Annotated in this window: 18 protein-coding genes; 6 read left to right on the top strand and 12 right to left on the bottom strand. The window is 68.2% G+C overall.

The genetic code is table 11. From position 1 onward, the window contains the following. Positions 1–8 precede the first annotated feature (8 nt). Positions 9–1,337: an MFS transporter gene (locus tag ACIA49_RS37680; protein ID WP_396383224.1), complete on the top strand. Its 1,329-nt coding sequence runs from the start codon at positions 9–11 to the stop codon at positions 1,335–1,337. Here ACIA49_RS37680 and ACIA49_RS37675 read toward each other — a convergent pair. The 4 genes from ACIA49_RS37675 to ACIA49_RS37660 form a co-directional block, all read right to left on the bottom strand. Next, complete coding sequence (locus tag ACIA49_RS37675) at positions 1,239–2,426, bottom strand: ABC transporter permease (protein ID WP_396383071.1); 1,188 nt, start codon at positions 2,424–2,426, stop codon at positions 1,239–1,241. The genes ACIA49_RS37680 and ACIA49_RS37675 overlap by 99 nt on opposite strands. 95 nt (positions 2,427–2,521) lie before the next feature. After that, positions 2,522–3,214 carry an ABC transporter ATP-binding protein gene (locus ACIA49_RS37670; RefSeq protein WP_396383223.1) on the bottom strand — a complete coding sequence of 231 codons (693 nt, stop codon included), beginning with the start codon at positions 3,212–3,214 and terminating at the stop codon, positions 2,522–2,524. 14 nt (positions 3,215–3,228) lie between these two features. Then, positions 3,229–4,524: a peptidoglycan-binding protein gene (locus ACIA49_RS37665; RefSeq protein WP_396383070.1), complete on the bottom strand. Its 1,296-nt coding sequence runs from the start codon at positions 4,522–4,524 to the stop codon at positions 3,229–3,231. Then, positions 4,521–5,588, bottom strand: a complete 1,068-nt coding sequence (locus ACIA49_RS37660) for a hypothetical protein (protein WP_396383069.1) — start codon at positions 5,586–5,588, stop codon at positions 4,521–4,523. The genes ACIA49_RS37665 and ACIA49_RS37660 overlap by 4 nt, the downstream gene beginning before the upstream one ends. A 113-nt stretch (positions 5,589–5,701) precedes the next feature. On the opposite strand from ACIA49_RS37660, the gene ACIA49_RS37655 reads away from it, so the two are divergent. Continuing rightward, entirely contained in the window at positions 5,702–6,400 is a 699-nt protein-coding gene (locus ACIA49_RS37655) for a response regulator transcription factor (protein ID WP_396383068.1), read from the top strand. Further along, positions 6,390–8,264: a sensor histidine kinase gene (locus ACIA49_RS37650; RefSeq protein WP_396383067.1), complete on the top strand. Its 1,875-nt coding sequence runs from the start codon at positions 6,390–6,392 to the stop codon at positions 8,262–8,264. Before ACIA49_RS37655 ends, ACIA49_RS37650 begins: the two co-directional genes overlap by 11 nt. On the opposite strand, the gene ACIA49_RS37645 is transcribed toward ACIA49_RS37650, so the two are convergent. Continuing rightward, the gene (locus ACIA49_RS37645; RefSeq protein ID WP_396383066.1) at positions 8,214–9,251 is read right to left on the bottom strand and encodes a hypothetical protein; all 1,038 of its coding nucleotides are present in this window, start codon (positions 9,249–9,251) and stop codon (positions 8,214–8,216) included. The genes ACIA49_RS37650 and ACIA49_RS37645 overlap by 51 nt on opposite strands. A gap of 9 nt (positions 9,252–9,260) precedes the next feature. On the opposite strand from ACIA49_RS37645, the gene ACIA49_RS37640 reads away from it, so the two are divergent. After that, complete coding sequence (locus ACIA49_RS37640) at positions 9,261–9,686, top strand: MmcQ/YjbR family DNA-binding protein (RefSeq protein ID WP_396383065.1); 426 nt, start codon at positions 9,261–9,263, stop codon at positions 9,684–9,686. Further along, positions 9,683–10,291, top strand: coding sequence for a hypothetical protein (locus tag ACIA49_RS37635; RefSeq protein WP_396383064.1), 609 nt, complete (start codon positions 9,683–9,685; stop codon positions 10,289–10,291). Before ACIA49_RS37640 ends, ACIA49_RS37635 begins: the two co-directional genes overlap by 4 nt. On the opposite strand, the gene ACIA49_RS37630 is transcribed toward ACIA49_RS37635, so the two are convergent. From ACIA49_RS37630 to ACIA49_RS37605, 6 genes are read right to left on the bottom strand one after another with little or no spacing between them, the layout of a single operon-like run. Beyond that, entirely contained in the window at positions 10,288–11,232 is a 945-nt protein-coding gene (locus ACIA49_RS37630; RefSeq protein WP_396383063.1) for an LLM class F420-dependent oxidoreductase, read from the bottom strand. The genes ACIA49_RS37635 and ACIA49_RS37630 overlap by 4 nt on opposite strands. Continuing rightward, the gene (locus tag ACIA49_RS37625) at positions 11,232–11,978 is read right to left on the bottom strand and encodes an SDR family oxidoreductase (RefSeq protein WP_396383062.1); all 747 of its coding nucleotides are present in this window, start codon (positions 11,976–11,978) and stop codon (positions 11,232–11,234) included. Before ACIA49_RS37625 ends, ACIA49_RS37630 begins: the two co-directional genes overlap by 1 nt. After that, positions 11,975–12,634 carry a histidine phosphatase family protein gene (locus tag ACIA49_RS37620; protein ID WP_396383061.1) on the bottom strand — a complete coding sequence of 220 codons (660 nt, stop codon included), beginning with the start codon at positions 12,632–12,634 and terminating at the stop codon, positions 11,975–11,977. The genes ACIA49_RS37625 and ACIA49_RS37620 overlap by 4 nt, the downstream gene beginning before the upstream one ends. Before the next feature lies 1 nt (position 12,635). Then, positions 12,636–13,685 (bottom strand): phosphotransferase family protein, encoded by a 1,050-nt coding sequence (locus tag ACIA49_RS37615; RefSeq protein ID WP_396383060.1) that lies wholly within the window; start codon positions 13,683–13,685, stop codon positions 12,636–12,638. Beyond that, complete coding sequence (locus ACIA49_RS37610) at positions 13,678–14,472, bottom strand: SDR family NAD(P)-dependent oxidoreductase (RefSeq protein ID WP_396383059.1); 795 nt, start codon at positions 14,470–14,472, stop codon at positions 13,678–13,680. The genes ACIA49_RS37615 and ACIA49_RS37610 overlap by 8 nt, the downstream gene beginning before the upstream one ends. Continuing rightward, entirely contained in the window at positions 14,469–15,719 is a 1,251-nt protein-coding gene (locus ACIA49_RS37605) for an acyl-CoA dehydrogenase family protein (protein ID WP_396383058.1), read from the bottom strand. The genes ACIA49_RS37610 and ACIA49_RS37605 overlap by 4 nt, the downstream gene beginning before the upstream one ends. A gap of 78 nt (positions 15,720–15,797) precedes the next feature. Here ACIA49_RS37605 and ACIA49_RS37600 point away from each other — a divergent pair, with 78 nt between their 5' ends. Continuing rightward, positions 15,798–16,385, top strand: coding sequence for a TetR/AcrR family transcriptional regulator (locus ACIA49_RS37600; RefSeq protein WP_396383057.1), 588 nt, complete (start codon positions 15,798–15,800; stop codon positions 16,383–16,385). A gap of 178 nt (positions 16,386–16,563) precedes the next feature. Here the strand turns inward: ACIA49_RS37600 and ACIA49_RS37595 are convergent, their stop codons facing one another. Beyond that, positions 16,564–18,009 (bottom strand): M81 family metallopeptidase, encoded by a 1,446-nt coding sequence (locus ACIA49_RS37595; RefSeq protein ID WP_396383056.1) that lies wholly within the window; start codon positions 18,007–18,009, stop codon positions 16,564–16,566. Positions 18,010–18,384 lie beyond the last annotated feature (375 nt).

Below are 18,384 nucleotides of genomic sequence, written 5' to 3'. Positions count from 1 at the left end.
TGCGGTTCATGCGGGACCTCGGGACGTTGCTGCGACGGCGGGATTTCCGGCGCCTGTTCGCGGTGCGGTTGACGTCGCAGTTCGGCGACGGTGTCTTCCAGGTCGCGCTGGCGTCGTACGTGCTGTTCTCACCGGAGCGGGCACCGGATGCAGCGGCGATCGCCGGACTGTTCGCGGTGGCGCTGCTCCCCTACTCCGTGCTCGGCCCGTTCACCGGCGTACTGCTGGACCGCTGGTCGCGGCGGCAGATCCTCTTCGGCGCCAACCTGACCCGAGCGGCCCTCGTCTGCGTCGTTGGCGTGATCGTTGCGGCAGGCAATGCCGGTGTGCCGTTCTACCTGGGCGTTTTGCTGACACTCGGCGTCAACAGGTTCCTGTTGTCGGGCTTGTCGGCCGGGCTACCGCATGTGGTCGAGCGCGATGAGCTGGTGATGGCGAACGCCGTCACCCCAACATCCGGTACGGCGTCCTTCCTGATCGGCGGCGGGGTCGGGGCCGGGGTGAAGATCGTGGTCGACTCCGATCTCGCCGTACTCGGGCTGACGGTGCTCGTGTACGTCGCTGCCGCCCTCCTCGCGCTCCGGCTGCGCAGGGATCAGCTTGGACCGGATCTGCAAGGCGATGAGCCGGGCCTGCTCGAAGCGATCCGGACGATCGCGAAGGGCCTGCTCGACGGCGGCCGCCACCTCCGCGAACGTCGACAGGCCGCGCTCGGGCTCGCGGCCATCGGCTCGCTGCGGTTCTTCTTCGGGCTGATCACGGTCGCGATGATCCTGCTCTACCGCAACTACTTCTACGGCCCAGGTCAGCTGGACCAGGCCTTCGGTGCGCTGGCGATCGCGACCGGGATGGTCGGAGCCGGCATCTTCGTGGCCGCGCTCGTCACGCCGTGGGCGACCCGGGTGATGCCGCTGCGGCGGTGGATCACGCTGTTGTTCATCGGCGCCGCGGTGGTGACCGTCGTACCGCTCGGGCTGTTCACGCAACCAGCGCTGATCGTCGGCGGGTTCCTCACCGGGTTCTGCGCGCAGGGCGTGAAGATCAGCGTCGACACCCTCGTGCAGACGAAGGTCGACGATGTCTTCCGCGGCCGGGTCTTCTCGCTCTACGACATGATCTTCAATGTCGGGCAGGTCTCCGCGGCCGCGCTCGGTGCGGTGATCCTGCCCGACAACGGGAAGTCGTACCCGGTGCTGGCCCTTATCGCGCTCGGCTTCGCAGTGACCGCCGTGCTCTATTCACGCGCCGCGCAGCGCGGTGATCGGCTGGATGGCGGAGGCCTTCCAGGCGGGGTAGGTCCCGGCGATCAGGCCGATGACCGCGCCCAGCAGGGGTGACCCGAACGCCAGCGAGTTGTCCAGGATCGGCGTCCAGTCCTTCGCGAACGACACCCCGACGGTGAGCAGTACGCCGACCGCCGTACCGAGTAGTCCACCGAGCAGTCCCACGATCACGCTCTCGACCAGGAACTGCGCGGCAATGTGTCGTCGCGCGGCGCCCAGGGCTCGGCGCAGTCCTATCTCGCCGATCCGTTCGAGGACCGAGAGCAGCGTGACGTTGGCGATGCCGAGACCACCGACGAGCAGCGCGACCGCGCCGAGCAGCAGGAACAGTGCGTTCAGGTCGCCCTCGACGCCCTTGCGGACCGCACCCTGCTTCGGGGGCGAGTCGACCTTGAGCGTGCTCGGGTCGTTCGGCTGCAACGCCTTCGGTGCCTGACCGGCGATCAGTTGCGCGGCACCGACCGCCGTACGGATCTCGACCGCGTCCGGCGACTTCAGCTTGTACGCCGCCTTGGCCGTCCCGTTCGGCATGATCACCGCGTCGTTGAGCTCGGCGCGACCGCTGACCGATTCGAGGATGCCGATCACGGTGTAGGGCTCGTCGCCGATGAAAACGGCCGGAGCCGAGTCCACCCGGTTGATGCCGAGCCGCTCGGCCGCATGCTTGCCGAGGACAACGACCTTGTCCCCGCGCTGGTCGTGACCGGCGTCGAAGAACCGCCCGGTCTTCAGGACGGCGCGGATCGCGTCGAAGAGCCCGGCCGAACCGGACATCACGGTGAGCGCCTTGCCCTCGCCACCGTTCAGCCCGGCCACACTGCGGACCAGGTCGCCGCCGACATCGAGCGTGCTCACCGTTCCGACCGCGTCGACGCCGTTCAGCTTGCCGAGCCGGTCAGGTGCGTCCCACGGCAGCTCGGCCGCCGCCTCACCCTCCTGCCCGTTCTTGTCCTGCGGCTCCACGACCACCCGCGTCGCCTGCGCCAGATCGAACTTCTCGCTGATCTGCCCGGCCGCGGTCTGCCCGAGCCCCACGGTCCCGACGAGCGCAGCAACGCCCAGCACCGTGCCGAGCGTGGTGAGGATCAGTCGAGTAGGCCGGGCCGCAACACCAGCCAGTGCCTCGTCCAGGACGTCGCGCACCGCCGGCCTGGAACGTCGCGGGGCCCCTCGCCTCCGCGACGTTCCAGGAGTGGACGGCCCGCCGGTGGGAGAGTCCGGGGGGCCTGCTGGTGGGGTCACCATTGGAGCGTCCCGTCGACGATGCGGACGCGGCGTTGGGCACGTTCGCTGACGTGGTCGTCGTGGGTGATGACCGCGAGCGTCATGCCGCCGGCGTGGAGTTCGTCGAAGAGCTCGAGGATGGCCTCGGCGTTGACGCTGTCCAGGTTGCCGGTGGGTTCGTCGGCGAGCAGGAGGCTCGGTTCGGCGACCAAGGCGCGGGCAATGGCGACGCGTTGGCGTTCACCACCCGAAAGCGTGGTCGGGCCGAAGTCCATTCGGTGCGAGAGGCCGACGCGTTCCAGCGCCACCCGTGCCCGTGCCATCCGCTCGCGACGCGGAACACCGACGTACACCATCGAAAGCGCGACGTTCTCGAGCACGGTTCGATGTGCGAGCAGGTGGAACGACTGGAAGACGAACCCGATCCGCTCACCACGCAGTACGGCGCGCCGCCGCTCCTTCAGGCTCATCGTGTCGACCCCGTCGAGGCGGTAGACCCCGCCGCTCGGGTTGTCCAGCAGACCGAGCAGGTGCAGCAGCGTGGACTTGCCGGAGCCGGACGGACCGACGATCGACAGGTACTCACCCTGCCGGATCACCAGATCGACGTCCCGGATCGCCTCCACCTCGGGCGGTCCGGGGAAGACCCGCCGGACACCGATCATCTCGACGACTGGTGCCGGCAGCGCGACCGCGACCGGCGACATCTCGAGCGTGGAGCTCATGTTCCGACCACCACTTGGTCACCCTCGCCGAGCTTGGCGTCGCCGATCGGTTCCACCGCTGCGAACCCGTCCGCCGACAGCCCGACCTTGACCGGGACCAGCTCGGTCTTGCCGTCACGCTGCACCTCGACCCGCGAGCCGCCGTCCGATCCGGCCGAGAGCGCCGCGACCGGCACGGTCAGGACCTTGCCGTTCGTGCTCTTCACCGGAATGGTCACCTTCACGTTCGCGTCGCGGAGCTGCTCGAGCTGCTTCGCGGTGAGCTTGTCCGGTCCGACGACGACGTCGTACGAGTCGCCCTTACGGTTGAGCCGCTTGACCTTCGCCTTCACCGTCGAGCCGTCGCCCAGCGTCAGCTCGGCCGCCATGCCCGCCTTCAGGTGCTCGGCGGACGCGGAGTCCACCTTCACCGTGACGACCAGGGCCGCGCCACTCGCCGACATCACCGCACCGCTCGCCGTACCGCCGCGCTCGACGTTGACCTTGTCGACCCGGCGCGGCAGCGACTTCACATAGACGATCTCCGAGACCGGCAACGGCGTCGCCGCCTTCAGCTCAGCATCGTCCTGAGCCTCGCGGGCGTCGGCCAAGCTCTCCTTGGCGTCCGTCACCGCGCCCTTCTGGACGGTCAGGTCCGGCGCGTGCGCCTTCTGCGCCTGAGCGAGCTGCGACTGCGCCTGGCGGAGCGCCTTCTTGGCCGCGTCGACGTTCTTCTTCGCCGCGTCCACCGCATCCTTGAGCGGCTGATCCGCCTCAGGCGCGTCGTACCCGGCCTTTTCATACAGCTCCCGTACGGCGCGCGCCGTACCGGTGTCGTATTTACCGTCGACGCTGCCCGGGTCGAAGCCGAGCCGGTCCAGCGTCTTCTCCAACTGCAAGACGTCCGGACCCTTGCTGCCCGGTGCGAGCGCCCGATACATCGGGAGGACGCCGGCCAGCGCGATGACCGGCCGGCCGGTGATCTCCAGCAACGCCTTGCCCTCGGTGATGGTCGAACCGACCGCCGGGACCTTCCCGGTCACGATCGCCGGCGTGGTCAGGCCGCTGGTCTCGACGCGGATGTTCACCGCACCGTCGAACGACGCGTCACCGCGCCCGACCACCTTGCTGGCCAGCGCCTTCTTCTCGACCGGCACCGTGATCTGGGACGCCTTCGGAGCGGCGGTCTTCGCGGCCGCGTCCTCCGGCGACGTGATCCGGGCGCCCGCCACGACGCCGACCCCGAGCGAGGTGGCCGCGAGCGCAGCCACCCCGACCAGGATCTGGCGCCGCGACTTGGGACCTGCGGTCATCGGTTCGCCATTCCGTCCCGGTACGCCTCGAGCTCGGCCTTGTGCTGGGCCACGAACTCCTTCTCCATGGCGTACTGCACCTTCTTGAACGGCTCGTCGTACGTCTTGGCCTTGCACTTCTGGTCGGCCACCGCGAGCTCGGTCTCGGCCTTGCGCAGGTCGCCCAGCTTGGCCGCGTCGACCTTGTCGAACGACGGCGGGCCGCCGATCGTGACGCTCGCGCCGGAGTCGGCCTTGCCCGGCACGTCCGGCTTGTTCCCGGTCAGCGCGTCCAGCTTCTTCTGGATCGATCCGCGGGCGTCCTCGAGCTTGGTGAACCCGGGGTGGCCGGCGTCGGCCAGGCAGTCCGACCAGTTCTTGGTCGCGTCGACGACCTGCTGGTCGTTGTTGATCCGCTTGTTCAGGGCCTCCAGGTCCTTGAACAGCGCGTCGTACTTCTTGAAGTCGTCCTGGGACTTCGACGGGTCGCCGTACGCCTCGCTGAACGCCTTGCCCCGGCAGCCGACATCCTCCGGCTTGCCCGAACCGTCCATCGGGATCGCGACCGCCATCCCGTTCCCGGAGCCCTTGCCGTTCAGCGCCTCGTCGTACGCCTTCTGCGCCGACGGCGAGAGCGCGTTGCGGATCTTCTTGTTCGGGTCGTTGGCGTCGTCCTCGGCACCGGCCTTCGACCAGTCGATCGTGCTGATCCCGTAGCCGTACTGCTCGGCGAACTTGTCCGGCGGCAGGTTGAACGCATCCGCGAACTTGCTCTTGGTCTTCTGCTCCGGCGGTACGGCGACGTACTCGAAGCCGGCCGTCTTCATACAGCTGACGGTCGACTCCTCGACCTTGCGCTGCTTGGCCAGGTCCGCCTCGGTCGGCTCCTGCTGGTTGGGACCGATCGCGCGGGTGGCGACCATGCCACCGCCCGAGGAGCCGATGAACCCGTCACCCATGTACTCCGCGAGCGGGCTCTTGTCGCTCTTGCTGTCGCCGTCGACCGGCGCCTTGTCCTGGTTGTTCCCGCAGGCTGCCAGCGCCAGAACGGCCAGGGCGGCAAGTGCGGTCCGTGAGGTTCTCATGGCAGCCGAGCGTGCCGTCCGGGCTGTGAAGAACCTGTGAAGGACCGGTATGCACTCGATGCTCTCAGTCGATCTTCATCGGATTCTCATCATGTTCCGTCATATTCAGGGACATGCCTGCCCGGATCCTGATCGCCGAAGACGACGTCAAGCAGGCGGAGCTGATCCGGCGCTACCTCGAGCGCGAGGGCCATCTGACCGTGGTCGTCCATGACGGCCGGGCCGCGATCGACGAGGCCCGCCGCCGCAGTCCCGACCTGCTGGTGCTCGACGTGATGATGCCGAAGGTCGACGGTCTCGACGTCTGTCGCGTGCTCCGCGCGGATGGCCGTGACAGCTCGGACGTACCGATCATCATGCTCACCGCGCGATCCACCGAGGACGATCTGCTGCTGGGGCTCGACCTTGGCGCGGACGACTACATGACCAAGCCGTACAACCCCCGTGAGCTCGTTGCCCGGGTCCGGACGGTACTGCGTCGTACGCGGAGCCGTGGTGAGGGCGAGGTCTACCGCGTGGGTGAGTTGGAGATCGACCCGAGCCGGCACGAGGTGCGGCTGACCGATGAGCTGGTGGAGGTGACGCCGGCCGAGTTCAAGATCCTCGCCTGCCTGGCCGCGTCGCCGGGGCGGGCGTTCTCGCGGCAGCAGTTGCTGGAGCACGCGTTCGGGTTCGACCACTACGTGTTCGACCGGACCATCGACGTACATGTGATGAACCTGCGGAAGAAGTTCGGTGGGTCGACCTATCTGAAGACGGTGTACGGCGTGGGCTACAAGCTGACCGACAAGGTGGTGTCCGATGCGTCGTAGTCTGCTGATCCGGTTCCTGGGTCTCTCGCTGGCTGTCGCCCTGGGCGCGGTCGTCGCCACCGCGGTGATCGCGACGTACAGCACGCGGGAGAAGCTGCAGGGTGAGATCGACGCGAACACGGGCCAGTTGCAGAGCGACGGCCAGGTGTACGCCGAGCTCAGCGAGTACGCGCTGAATCACCCCAGCTGGTCCGGTGTCGACAAAGAGGTCCATCGACTCGCCGACGAGACCGGGCGCCGGATCGCGCTGATCACCAACGACGGAACGGTGATCGCCGACTCCGCCCGGATGCTCGGCGCCGCGCCGGAGCTCCCTTCGGTGCCTGCGGCAACCATCGACGCCCGGCAGCAGGGCGTGGCGTTCAGCGGTACCTCCGGGGCGCTCGTCTCGGCTCGTGCGATCGCCACGCCGGCGGTGCCGATGGCCACCGTCTCGCGGGCGGCCATGCTCTCCTTCGACGCCCAGTGGGGCCTCAGCGACGCAGAGAAGGAACGGCGCAAGCAGGTCGCCGACGCAGTGAACCGCTGTTACGAGGCCAACGGATTGACCTCGACGATCACGGTCACCGCGGGGCGGCCGCTGCTGGCCCAGAACTCCGACAGCGCATCGGTCGACCTGGCCGTGAAACCCACGGCACCGACCTCGGTGGAGTACGGCCCCACGAACGACCCTTGCTACGCCCCGGAGCTCTACGCTCCGAGTGCCAAGGCGAAACTGGTCAACGACGACCAGATCCGTCGGTCGGAGGAGTGCCTGAAGACAGCCGGGATTCCGTATGTCCGCGCGACATCGCCGGACGGTCTTGGCGTGGTGACCCCGCCCGAGGGCTACGAGGACCAGGCCGGCAAGTTCTACCAGTGCGTGGCCACGGCGCAGTCGCAGGCAATCACGCCGTACGTGGCACCGGCGGCCAAGCTGTACCTGGGCTCCAAGAGCTCCTTCAACGTGTTCTCCGGCGAGGGCATGCTCCGTACGGCGGCCACCGCGCTCGGCGTGATGCTGATCGCGGCCCTGGTGATGTTGCTGACCGGGCGGCGGCTGGTGCGGCCGATCGTCGCGCTGACCGGCGCGGCCCAGCGGATGCGGAACGGCGATCACGCGGCCCGGGTGCCGGTGACCGGCAAGGACGAGGTCTCCCGGCTCGGGCACGCCTTCAACGCGATGGCCGAGTCGATCCAGCGCAGCGACTTCCAGCGGAAGGCGATGGTGAGTGATGTCGCCCATGAACTCCGAACACCCCTGGCCAACATCAAGGGCTACCTGGTCGCGTCGGAGGACGGCGTCGTACCGCTCGACGCAGAACTGGTCACGTCGCTGCTGGAGGAGACCAGCCTGCTCGAACACCTCGTCGCCGACCTGCAGGACCTCGCCCTGGCTGACGCCGGCATGCTCCGCCTGCACCCGTCCCCGCGAGACCTGAGCGAACTCGCCCAGCAGGTCGTCCTCGCCCACCGCCCAGCCGCCGAGACCGCCGGCGTGGCCCTGACAGCCGACGTACCGGCTGAGGCTGTCGCCTCGGTCGACAGCTCCCGGATGCGCCAAGCCCTCGGCAACCTCGTCTCCAACGCCATCCGCTTCACCCCCACTGGCGGCACCGTCGTGGTCGGCGTCCGCCGCGTCGCCGACGGCTACAACCTCACGGTGACCGACAACGGCGCCGGCATCGCCGAACAGCACCTCCCCCACCTGTTCGACCGCTTCTACCGCGCCGAACAGTCCCGCAGCCGCTCCACCGGCGGCAGCGGCCTCGGCCTGGCCATCACCAAACACCTCGCCGAAGCCCACCGCGGCCGCATCACCGTCACCAGCAAGCTAGGCGAGGGCTCGGTCTTCACGCTCCGGATCCCGGCAGATCCCCGCTAGGTAGCTCCGCGGGATCCCGGCCCGCGCCCGGAGCTCGACCGGATCGGCGTACGGGACCAGGCGGACCCACGCGACGAGCCGGTGCACGCGCTCGAGCACCTCGGTTGCTACCAGGTCGTCGCGTCGCCCACCTGCGACGGCGAGATAGACGTCGTACAGCTCGTCGCGATCTGCCGGGGACAGCGGTGCCTCTGTCCACTCGACGACGGAGGTGAGGAAGCTGTGCAGCGACACGGCGGGATGTCCCCAGATCGCGTTGCCGAAGTCGAAGAAGCGTGGGCCGTCGGCGAAGATGTTCGCGGCGTAGACGTCGTTGAGCTCCAGACCGAGCGGAACGTTGAGGTGGGCAACGGTCCGATCCAGTACGTCGGCAGCTGCCTCAGCCTGGACTAGTTCGTCAGCCTCAAGCCGAAGCGGATGCCCAGGCGGCTGCCCCGCCCATTCCCGGGCGATCGCCCGCACACGACCCCCTGCGTCCGCGGGTGCGAGCCTGACCATGCCGGGCTGCGCTCCCCGCTGACCCCGTACGGCGTTCTGCAAGCGGGCGAGCGCATCAACCACGAGACACCGAGTCCGTTGGTCGGCCACATCAGCACGGGTGAGCGTCGTACCGTGGTCCGCCGTGAGAAGCCAGCCGCGCTCCAGGTCGACCGCGAGCGGAACGATCACGGCATCAGGTGCGAGTCGCGCCAGCGCACTGACAAGTCCGGCCTCGAAGAGATGTCCAGGATTGTTCTCCTTGAACCACACCAGCCCCTCGGCCGTCTCGTAACACCGAACCACCGACCAGAACCGCGCTCGGTAGGTGACGGCCTCCCCAATGATCGGCCCGCCGAGCCGACTCGTCACCCACGCATCGACCATCCGGGTCCACTCAGGCGAGAGCCATCGGCGTACCCATTGTCCTTCGGCATCCGGACCAAGCGGTCGCGCAGCGGGCAGCATGCGCAGGACGGTAGCGGCCGGGACGGACCATTTCTCTGTCACACTGCGATCGTGGGCACGGCGGACCGCAGGGCACGAGTGGGGGATGTGCATGCGGTGGCGCGGGGGATGCCGTTTGTCACGGTGTGGGAACGGGAGGACGGGACGGACCGGCCGGTGTATCAGATCGGCGGGAAGTCGTTCGTATTCTTCCGGACGGCTCGGCCCGATGCCGTCGATCCGGAGACCGGGGAGAAGTACGACGACGTGATCATGATCTGGACCGAGTCCGAGGACGAGAAGCTGGCGCTGGTGGCGGACGAGTCGACGCCGTTCTTCAGTACGCCGCATTTCGACGGGCACCCGTCGGTGCTCGTGCGGGCCAGCCGGATCGGGGAACTCGGCAAGCAGGAGCTGACCGAGATCATTCAGGACGCCTGGTTGTCCCGGGCGTCCACTCGCCGAGCCACCACGTGGCTCAAGGAGCACCGCCTGTGAGCTACCAACCGCCGGGCGGCCCTGCCGCGCCCGACTACGGCCGCCCGCCGAAGAAGAGCCGAGCCGGCTTGTTCATCGTGCTGATGATCCTGCTGCTGGTCGCCGTCCTGGGGTCGTTCGCGTTCGTCGCCACCCAGGTGTTCACCGACCTGAGGGCAGCTGACCCTCAGCTCCCTCCCGACACGCAGCCTGTCGCTCCCACCCCGAAGCTCACCACCCCGGTCAAGCCGAAGCCGGTCAAGCCGACGCGCACCCGTCCGGTGCCTACCGTTCCGGTCAAGCCGGTGCCAATCACGCCGTTACCTCCGGCCCCGACCGGGTCGGCCCAGCTCGCCGCGCAGTTCGTCGCGCGGGTGAACGCGAACGACACCAAGGGCGCGACGGCGCTCGCGTGTGCGGACACCAAGCAGGCGATCGCGCCGACGATGCAGACCCTCGTACGGCGTCCGGCCGCGCTGACCGTCAGCAGGGCTTCCGTGACCAGCGGCGGCGGACCGATCGAGGTGTATGCCCTGGCGGGCACCATGAAGGGAGCCACGACCAGCGGGATCCTCGTGATCGAGGTTGCTACTCGGCCGTGTGTGAAGTCGTTCGCGGTGCACTAAGGCGCGAGGGCGCGGGCTGTGTCGATCAGGCTGGTGCCGGTGGGCAGGGTGGCGATGATCGGGGTGTCGAGGCCGTTCTCGACGTACCGGTCGATGTGGGCCCGGCACTGCTCCGCCGTACCGTGCACGATCAGGTCGTCCAGGACCTCGACCGGTACGGCGGCCATCGCGGCGTTGCGGTCACCCGCGGCCCACGCCTCGCGCATCGGCTTCATGGCGGGTCCGCGACCGAGCCAGTCGTGGAAGGCGGCGTACCCGGGGACCGTCAGGTAGGTGGCGATCAGGAAGCGGCCGATGTTGCGGGCCATCTCGGCGTCCTCGGTGACGCAGACGAAGATCCGCGCGGCCAGCTCCTTGTCCGGGCCCAACTCGGCCCGCACCTGACGTACGTCGTCCGCCGACAGCCAGTTGGTGATCGCACCGTCGGCCTCGCGCGCGGCCAGCTTCAGCATCTGCGGGCGGAGCGCGGCAAGCATCAGTGCAGGCGGTACGTCGGGCGCCTTCTCCAGCCGGAACCGGCTGATCGTGAAACTGTCGAACGTCCCGTCGACCTTCTCCCCCGCGAACGCCTGCCGCAGGAACCGCAGGACGTCGCGAGTCCGCGCGTACGGCGGGTCGTACGCGATCCCGTTCCACCCGGTCACGATCGTCTCCGACGACGCCCCGATCCCGAGCACGAACCGCCCGGGCGCGAGGTCGGCCAGCGCGGCCGCACTCATCGCGAGCGCAGCCGGCCCACGCGTGTGCACCGGTACGACGGCAGTCCCCAACCGCAGCTGGTCATCCCACTCGGACGCCAGCACCAGCGGCGTGAACGCATCCGCACCCGCCACCTCGGCCGACCAGAGATCGGTATAACCCAGCGAGGCGAGCTCGGTGATCAGCGGCTTGTGGTCGCGGATCGGCACCCCGGTCAGCGGAACGGTGAGACCCCAGCGCATCAGATGATCCTCTTCAAGATCGGCAGCGGCACAACCTTCATGAACCGCGCGAGCGGCACCCACGGCCAGGCCGGGACATAGGCGTTGGCCTTCTCCGCCTCGATCGCGGCGACCATCGACCGGACCCCGGGGACGGTGTCGACGATCAGCGGCGTGTTCTTCACCTTCTCGTTCAGCGCGGTCCTGATGTAGCCGGGATAGATCGTGCTGATCGTGATCGGCTTGTGCAGCATCTCCATCCGCAACCCCTCGGCCAGCGAGGCCACGCCCGCCTTCGCGGCGGCGTACGCGGTGATCGTCTTCGGTAGACCGCGGAGCGCGGCGGCCGAAGCGATGAAGACCAAGTGGCCGGCGTTCCTCGCGCGGAAGAGCTCCATCGCGGCCTCGGCCTGGGTGAAGGCAGCCATGAAGTTCGTCTGCAGCGTCTCGCGGTTCACCTCGGGCCGGCCGGTGCCGACGGGGGCACCTTTGCCGATCCCGGCGTTCACGATGATCCGGTCGAGCTGACCGTGCTCCTTGTCCGCGTCGCGGAAGACCGTGAACACCTGCTCGTCATCGGTGACGTCGAGCTTGTGGATCGTGATCGTCAGCCCGGGATGCTTGCCGAGCAGCTCGTCCCGGAGCGCGGCGAGCCGGTCCTCGCGGCGGGCGGTGAGCGCGAGGTTGTGTCCCTTGGCCGCGAACTGCCGCGCCATCTCCTCGCCGAGCCCGGCACTCGCGCCGGTGATCAAGATGTTCCGTCTCATCGGTACGTCAGCTCCTGCTGATCGAGGTGACCGTGCTCGTTGTAGCTGACCACAGTCAGTCCGCTGCGGCCGGACACGACCTTCGTGATGGCCGTGTTGATGGTGACCGGATTGAGTTTGGCCCACAGCCCGTCGCCCCCGGACAGCAGCCGGCCGACGACCGCCGCGATCGGTCCGCCCGAGGTGAACACGAGCGCGGTCTCGCCTTTGCCCAGGCGCTCGGCGGTCCGTCGTACGGCGTCGTCGGACCGATCGCAGAAGGCCTGGAACGTCTCTGCGTAACTGTCCGCCCCGCCGATCCAGCGGTCGGTCGCGGCGGTGAACATCTTCTGGAAGGCCCGCTGCGGGTTCCCGGTCCGGGCCAGGTCCGCGAGCATCAACGCCCGCACCTTGTACGCCGGTTTGTGCGCCACGATCACCTGGTCATGGTCGAACTCGTCGTACCCGTGGTCGACCTCAGGCTCGAATCCGGCCAGCTGGGCCGTCTGTGCATGCCGGTGCATCGACCCGGAGACGACGAGATCAGGCCGGATCGCTCGTGCTTCGAAGGTGTTGCCGAGAGCAACGGCTTGACGTTCGCCGAGGTCGGAGAGTTTGTCGTAGTCGCGCGCCCCGAATGACGCCTGCGCATGGCGGACCAAGTAGATGACTGCCACGTCAGGCCTGCCGCATAATCCGTCGGCAGCGTCGCTCGAGCAGGTTCACCGGGAGCCAGAAGCTCTTGAACCGCGGGTTACGGGTCTGCTTGTGGTGGTAGCGGTAGTAGATCTGCTGCGCGATCACCGCCAGCCGGAACAGACCGAACACCTCGTAGAACGCCCAGTTCTCCGGCTTCAGCCCGGACCGTTCGGTGTAGTAGGCAACGATCTCGTCGCGGGTCAGCATCCCCGGCGCATCCGACGGCTGCAGCCGGAACCGGCGGAACGCCCAATCGTCATCGGCCTGCACCCAGTACGCCAGCGCGCCGCCGAGATCCATCAGCGGATCGCCGAGCGTGGCCAGCTCCCAGTCCAGGATCCCGGCCACCCGCTGCGGATCGTCCGGAGCCAGTACGACGTTGTCCAGGCGGAAGTCGTTGTGGATCACGCAGGTGCGGACGTCGGCCGGCTGATTCGCCGCGAGCCAGGCCATCACCTTCTCGTAGCTCGGTACGTTCCACGTCTTCGCCTTGCGGTACCGGTCCGACCACCCGCTGACCTGACGGCCGACGTACCCCTCGCCCCGCCCGAGGTCGGCGAGCCCGGCCTCGGCCGGATCCACCTGGTGCAGGTCGACGAGCCGGTCGATCAGCGTGCGGCAGAGCTGGCCGGTCTGCTCCGGGGTCAGGTCCACGCCGAGCGCGGAGCGGCGCGGGATCGTGCCCGCGACCCGCTCCATCACGTAGAACTCCGATCCGATCACCGCGTCATCGGTGCAGTGGGCAACCATCGTCGGCACGTACGGGAAGACCGGTTTCAGGGCGGCCTGGATCCGGTACTCGCGACCCATGTCGTGCGCGCTCTTCGCCTTGGTCCCGGCCGGTGGTCGGCGCAGGATCAGGTCGTGCCCGGGGTACTGCAGCAGGTAGGTGAGGTTGGACGCGCCGCCCGAGAACTGCTTGACCGTCGGCTCACCGGCCGGCAGCTCGGTGTGCTGCCGGAGCCAGGTATCCACCGCCGTGACGTCGAAGGCATCCTCGTCCCGTACGGCGCGAGCACCATCACCCATGTGTTTGCTGGGCCTTCTCTGCCCGGCTGTGTGCCTTGGCGGCGACCTTGCGCATCTGCCAGTCGTACAGCGGGCGGGCCCAGCGCTTGGTGAGGTAGCCGAGCCGCGCGGGCCGGTCCGGGATGATCAGGAAGCGCCGCTTCGCGATCCCGGCCAGCACCACCGTCGCGATGTCGTCTGCGGTCCGCGGTGACTTCTCGATCAGCCGGCGACCGGACGAACTCATCGCCGTGTCCGCACCCTGGAACGAGTCGGCCAGATTGGTCCGGAAGAACGACGGACATACGACCGACACGTTGACGCCGTACGGGTGAAGTTCGTGGGACAGCGTCTCGGAGAGCGCGACGACGCCGGCCTTGACGGTGTTGTACGAGCTCATCATCGGCGGATGCATGAGGCCGGCCGCGGACGCCGTATTCACGAAGTAGCCGGAGTGCTGACGCTTGAAGACCGGTGTGAAGGCGCGGCAACCGCGGACGACACCCATCAGGTTGATGTCGATCACGCGGTCCCATTCGTCCAGCGTCTCGACGTCGATCCGGCCGCCGGTCGCGATCCCCGCGTTGTTGACCAGGATGTCGAGACCGCCCCAGTGCTCCTCGCACCAGGCGACCGCGGCATCCCAGTCGGCGGGATTGCGGACATCGAGTTGCAGGTAAGGACCGGTGTCCCCGGCGTACGTCGTACCGATGTCGGTGCGGAGCACCTGGTGGCCTTGGGCAACGAATTGCGCGACCAGTGCCTCACCGAGACCGCTCGCACCACCAGTGACCAGTACGCGGCTCATGCTTTGACCTCTTCTTCCTTACGCTCGGCCAGATAGCGGGCCAGCTCGATGCGAGCGACCACCCCGCGGTGCACCTCGTCCGGACCGTCGGCCAGCCGCAGCGCGCGGGCACTCGTCCACGCGGCCGCGAGCGGGTAGTCATCGGAGAGACCGCCACCGCCGTGCAACTGGATCGCCATGTCGATCACGTCCTGCGCCATCCGCGGAGCCACGACCTTGATCTGGCTGACCTCGCTCAGCGCACCCGCGAGCCCGACAGTGTCGAGCAGGTACGCCGTCTGCAGCACCAGCAGGCGGGCTTGGTTGATCGCGATCCGGGCGTCGGCGATGCGCTCGCGGTTGCCGCCGAGATTGACCAGCGGCTTCCCGAACGCTTGCCGGCTCGTGCCGCGTTGCAGAGCGAGCTCGAGTGACTTCTCGGCCAGGCCGATCAGGCGCATGCAGTGGTGGACCCGGCCCGGACCCAACCGGCCCTGGGCGATCTCGACCGCGCGGCCGGGACCAACCAGGATGTTGCTCGCCGGCACCCGGACATCCGTGAACGACACCTCGCCGTGGCCGAAAGGTTCGTCGTACCGGCCCATGGCCGGGAGCAACCGTTCGACCTTGACGCCCGGCGTGTTGATCGGGACCAGGACCATCGTGTGCCGCGCGTACCGGTGCGCGTCCGGATCGGTGAGGCCCATGAAGATCAGCAGCTCGCAGTCGGGGTTGCCGACGCCGGTGCTCCACCACTTGCGGCCGTTGAGGACGACCTCGTCACCCTCGACGATCGCGGTCGCCACCATGTTGGTCGCGTCCGACGACGCGACGCCGGGCTCCGTCATACAGAACGCCGAGCGGATCGTGCCGTCCAGCAAGGGTTCCAGCCACTGCTTCTTCTGCTCGTCGTTGCCGTAGCGCAGCAGCACTTCCATGTTGCCGGTGTCGGGCGCGTTGCAGTTGAAGATGTACGGCGCGATGAACGACCGGCCGGTGAGTTCGGCGATCGGGGCGTAGTCGAGGTTCGGCAGCCCCTCGCCGTACTGCTCGTTGCCCGGCTCGGCCGGGGGCAGGAACAGGTTCCACAGACCCTGGGCGCGAGCCTTGTGCTGCAGCTCCTTGAACAGCGGCTGCGGCTGCCACGGATCGGCGGCGGTCCGGGTCGCGGCGTGGAGTTCCGCCTCGACAGGCTCGATCTCGGTCCGGATGAATTCCTCGACCCGTACGATCAGATCCTGCGCGCGGGCCGACGGTTCGAACCCCATGGCACTCCTTCCGGAATCCGGCGGGGGTACCACCGGGTAATCTTGACCGTAGCGCCCTTTTGAGCAATGCTCAACAGCGTGGACAACAGGTTGACCGCGGAAGATCGGAAGAAGCAGCTCGTCAAGATCGGCTTGATGATGTTGCGCGATCAACCGATCCACGAGCTGTCGATCGACGCCATCGCGGGCCAGGCCGGGATCTCCCGCAGCCTGCTGTTCCACTACTTCCCGAGCAAGCGCGACTACTACGTCGCGGTCATCTCCGCGGCCGGTCGCCGGCTGCTCCGGGTGACCAAGCCGGACGAGGATCTCCCGCCCGAGCAGGCGTTGCGCGAGATGCTCGTGCAGTTCGTCGCGTTCATCGAGCGGCGGCGGACGGCGTACATCTCGTTCGTCCGTGGTGCCGCCGGCGGCGACGACTACGCCGTCGAGGTGTACGACGACACCCGGATCGGCCTCTGCCGCCGGATCCTGACCTACCTCGGTACGCCGGAGGTGGCCGACAACCGGGCCTCCGCCGAGTACCTGCGGGTCCACGCCTGGCTCAGCTACGCGGAGGACCAAGCGATCGAGTGGTCCGGACTGCCCGAAGCCGACCGGCCGCTGACGGCCGACGCGCTGATCGACCACTCGATCGAGGTCCTGCACATCCTCCGCAAGCTCTGACCCACCCCCACCACCCGCCATTCGCCACCGCCTATTTGCCTGGCTAGGCAGGCAAATAGGGGGTTATCCACTCTGGTTAAGGGTGTAGAACCCCTCATTTGGCTGGCCAGCCAGCGAAATGAGGGCGTGAGCTGCGGCCGGGGTCGGCCGGGCCGGGTCGGGGGCGGATGAGGTGGGATCAGATGAGGTGGGGGGTTAGGGCGGGGGTGGGCATGTCGGGGTCGAAGGGGAAGAGCGGACGGTCGACGCCGTGGTGGCCGAGTCGGAGCAAGTCCTGGTCGACGCCTCCCGGGGTGAGGGCGAGCAGCCAGTCGGCGGCGAGGGTGTAGAGCTCCGGCTCCAGGTAGCCGATCTTCACGATCACGAGATCGGTGGTGGCCGGGTCGAGGCCGAGCAGGGTGAAGTCCGCGAGGTGGTGGTACGGCTTGCGGCGTGAGGTCAGGATCGCGTGTAGACCGCCGATCTGGATCACCGCGACGGTTCCGCCAACCGGGTCGTCGGTGATGGAGAACACCGTGCCGGTCACCTCGACCGGACCCGCGGGACCGGAGTCCACCTTGCCGCCCGCAGCCACGCTGATCGGGTTGCCGACGCCGGCCGCGACACAGGCCTTCACCGCATCCGGGTCGGTGATGCTCGCGTGGATCGCGGTCGCCTTACCGCTGGTCAGGTCTTCGACCATGAGCAGTTCGCGCAGCGTCCACGACACATCACCCGCGCCACCCGCGGTCGGGTTGTCACCGGAATCACTGATCAGGAACGGCCTTGCGGCGCTCTTCAGCCCGGCATCGACACACTCGTGCAGCGTCCCGGTCGGCGCGACGAACTCGAAGTCGGCCCGCGCATCCCAGTACGCCGTGGCCAACTCGGTCGCCCGCGTCTTGATGAGTGCCTCGTCATCACCCATGACCACCACGGCCGCCTTGCACCGCGGCTCATCGGCCCACGCATACCCAACCCACACGGCCGCATCCAGTACGCCGGGCTCATCCGCGATCTCGCCGACCCGCTTGTAGATGGATGCCGCCGGCTCGATCCGGGTCGACGTCTTCTCGCCAGGCAGGAGCACCGGCACCTGGATCCACGCCTTCTTCGGCTTACCGAGTCCCGACTTCAGCCGCTCGACGAGATTGCGCGCGGTCCGCTCGCGACTCTCCATCGCGTCCTCATGCGGTGCCATCCGGTAGCAAGTGATCAGATCCACCGCACTACCCAGCTCACGCGACACGTTCCCGTGCAGGTCCATCGACGTCGAGATCATCACGTCGTCACCCAACGCAGCCCGCACCCGCGTCGCCAGATCCCCCTCGGCATCCTCGCGCCCGACCACACTCATCGCGCCGTGAATGTCGAAGAACAGCCCGTCCAGATGCCCCGCCGTACCGATCCGCTCGATGATCTCCGCGGACAGCTCGTCATAGAACTCACCCACCACCGCCCCACCCGGCAACGACCGCGCATGCACCAACGGCACCCACTCAACCCCCTCGGCCCACTCCTTGCCGAGGAAGTCATACCGCTGCAGCAGCGCATCCCCCCGCCGTACGTCGAAGTCGTCCGCGCCGGCCCGATGCGGCGAGAACGTACTGGACTCGATGGCCATCCCGGCGATCCCGATCCTCATACCCTCAACTTTTCACACCCCCACCCCTCAGCCCACCCCCATTCCACCCCCCGACCCCCAAACAACCTCAGCACCGCCCACCCCGACCGCCCGTCCAGCCTCAGCACCACCCACCCCGCTCGCCGGTCCAGCGCTCCCTACCCCCAACTCCGCCCTCCCGGGCTCGCCCACGCGTACTCGCCCCTATCCGCTCTCTCACCCGCACTCGCCCCGGGTCCCTCCGCCTCCGGCAATTTGAACGGATATCCCCGCAAGTGGTCCCTTCTCCCCTGAAAATTCGGGCTCTCCTGTCGTATGTGTGGGTCAGTTTCGTGCGGGGAGGGTGGGGTGGTGGCGTCCGAGGCGGAGCATGGCGAGGGCGATGAGGGGTTCGGC

The sequence above is a fragment of the Kribbella sp. NPDC051587 genome (assembly GCF_044453945.1).
GTDB lineage: Bacteria > Actinomycetota > Actinomycetes > Propionibacteriales > Kribbellaceae > Kribbella.
This window is presented reverse-complemented; position numbering and strand designations above follow the sequence as displayed.